The 2,386-nt window shown below is 30.7% G+C and carries 3 protein-coding genes; all 3 read right to left on the bottom strand.

All coding sequences use genetic code 11. The features are described 5' to 3' along the window. Nucleotides 1-67 precede the first annotated feature (67 nt). Nucleotides 68-364, bottom strand: coding sequence for a protoporphyrinogen oxidase (locus GFJ36_RS04860; protein WP_088062367.1), 297 nt, complete (start codon nucleotides 362-364; stop codon nucleotides 68-70). A gap of 251 nt (nucleotides 365-615) precedes the next feature. Next, a complete protein-coding gene (locus GFJ36_RS04855; protein ID WP_097890508.1) occupies nucleotides 616-1,464 on the bottom strand; it encodes a hypothetical protein in 849 nt (282 codons plus the stop codon). A gap of 763 nt (nucleotides 1,465-2,227) precedes the next feature. After that, nucleotides 2,228-2,386, bottom strand: a 159-nt coding sequence (locus tag GFJ36_RS29945) for an LPXTG cell wall anchor domain-containing protein (RefSeq protein ID WP_137036476.1), incomplete at its 5' end; no start/stop codon positions are given.

Below are 2,386 nucleotides of genomic sequence, written 5' to 3'. Positions count from 1 at the left end.
GATTGGTTCAACTAATAATCAGTGGGGATGAATCTCCCACTGATTAAAGTTTCACTTTATAGTTTTTCTACATCGTATCCATTACTTCTTTAAAATTCCCTTCATTAATCGAATACACTTGAAACTGAATGTAATCTATTTCATTCGTATTCGGACGGGCATATGGCAAAATGTTAAATTTAGAAGCAGATCTTCCTAACATATCTACAATCATTAGAGAAACGTCAATATATTCGAAGTCTACACGGAATACTACCACTTCTCCCGTAAATTCATAATCTTTAATCGCATCATAAGACTTATTCGCACTAATTAACATTACTTTTAGTAGTTGGTTCAAATTTTCCGGTTTAAAATTAATCATATACGCAGCTCCTTTTTTTCAATAAAACACTATGAAAACAGTGTAATCTTATACTTTCATAGCTTTACACATCAATTATATAAAAAATAAAGCTAGTTTTTTATATATTTTTTGATATAATTACATACGGGAAACGGGAAGAATTTTGTCTTCCCTTGTGTTTTTATTTGCATCTAGTACTTTTGCTAGATGCTTTTTTTTATGCTAAAAAAGGTACCCTCATATACTTTGAGGATACCTTTTTCATCGATTTAGTGCATTTCAATAATCGTACCATCTTCGAATACTTTGAATACGCCAGTAAATCCTGATCCAGCTGCGCCTTCTATTTTATATGTCGTACGCACTCTAATTTTATAATATTTCTTTCCATTTTCTACTTGTGTATCTTCTAGCGTGTAATCATATTCTTCTTTATATTCATTTTTGATATATTCTTTAGCTTTCTCAAAAGTAAATGCATTTTGATTCTTTCCTATCTCAGTTTTTCCGTTCTTTTCTGTTACTACCTTTTGATTCGTTACTACATTTGTTTTTTGTACCTTCACTGCTGCTTCACTCTTTGCATTTTTTTCTTCTTCATTAATTTTAGTAACTAATCCTACTGCTTTTTTATTATATTCTTCAAGGTTCTTATTATCTTTTGTTTCTGCAACTAACTTATTTAATATCTCTTTCGCTTGTGCATAATTTTTCTTACTTATTAACTCTTCACTTTTCGCCAATTGCTCACTATACTTCTTTTTTTGTTCTAACACAGCTAGTAATGCTGTTCGTTCTTCCTTTGCCTGCTTTATAAGTGTATTATTCCCATCCTTCATGTTCTCTACTTTTTCAAATGACTTGATTGATTCTTCTACCTTTGTTTCTTCTTTTAACTTCACTGCTTCAATCATTATTTTCGTTTGTTCTACAAGCACCATTACATCTGAATCGTCTTGTTTCTCATCTAGCGCTTTTTCAAATGATGATAAGGCATTTTTATATTCTTTATTCGTTAACGCGGTCTTCCCTGCATCCATTTCTTTTTCAAAATTCCCATTACTACATCCAGCTAACATTAAACATGTAATTCCAATTACTGTTAATAACTTCCTCATTCTTTCTCCCCCTATGTGTTCCTAAAACAATAACAGCATATGTATAAAAGTCTATGTAGTAATTAGACTGAAAGTAAATATGTACTGTACATTTCATTTACTATCATTACTTAAAACACCTAAATAGTTGGTATTTGTTTTTCTTCTTTTAAGACAGAAAGGAATTTTAATAATGTGCGTAAAGCTCTCACCAGACTCTTTACTACACACACTCTTATACACATAGAAAAACTCTTTTTAGGTTGCTATTTTTTTAACTTTACATATTCTCGGTTGATTGGATATGAACTTCAAATCGTAATATATCGAAAAGAAAAAGAAAACAAAACGTAACATAAGTTACGTTTTGCAATTGTTTCGTAACACAAATGTAACATATGATTTTTAAACATACAATAGTTTCTTTACATTATTTTCCCCTATCTACATTTTAAGGTGTTAATACAGTGCTAAAACGAGTTTCATCTCCCACCTGCTATTGGACTATCATCCTTTGAATACTTTAGGAAAAAGCCCTCTTTCTTAAAGTACTCAAATTAATTACATAGATAACTCTTTTTTCACCCAAACATTACGAAGGCCTTTAACCTTTTATTTTCACATTAAATATATATAGCTATTTTTGATATAACCATATTAAGAAAATAGGATGAACTTTTTCTTCCTTTTTGTTTCTATTTGCATCGAGTTCTTTTGCTAAATGTTTTTTATGCCAAATAAAAAAGGTATCCTCCAATACTTTGAGGATACCTTTTCATTTTTATTATCTCTGCTGTTTTCTACCTAATACGAGCAATCCAAAACTCATCATAATAAGAAGTGCTCCCATATATGGTTCCACAGGCATTTTCTGTCCTGTCTTCGGTAATTCTTTTTCAGGCTTCTCTGGATTCGTCGTTTCTGGTTTTTCTGGATCCGTCGT

This window comes from Bacillus sp. EE-W1, assembly GCF_009760835.1.
GTDB classification, from domain to species: domain Bacteria; phylum Bacillota; class Bacilli; order Bacillales; family Bacillaceae_G; genus Bacillus_A; species Bacillus_A wiedmannii.
The sequence above is the reverse complement of the archived record's forward strand: the minus strand, read 5'-3'. Positions and strand labels throughout refer to the sequence as shown.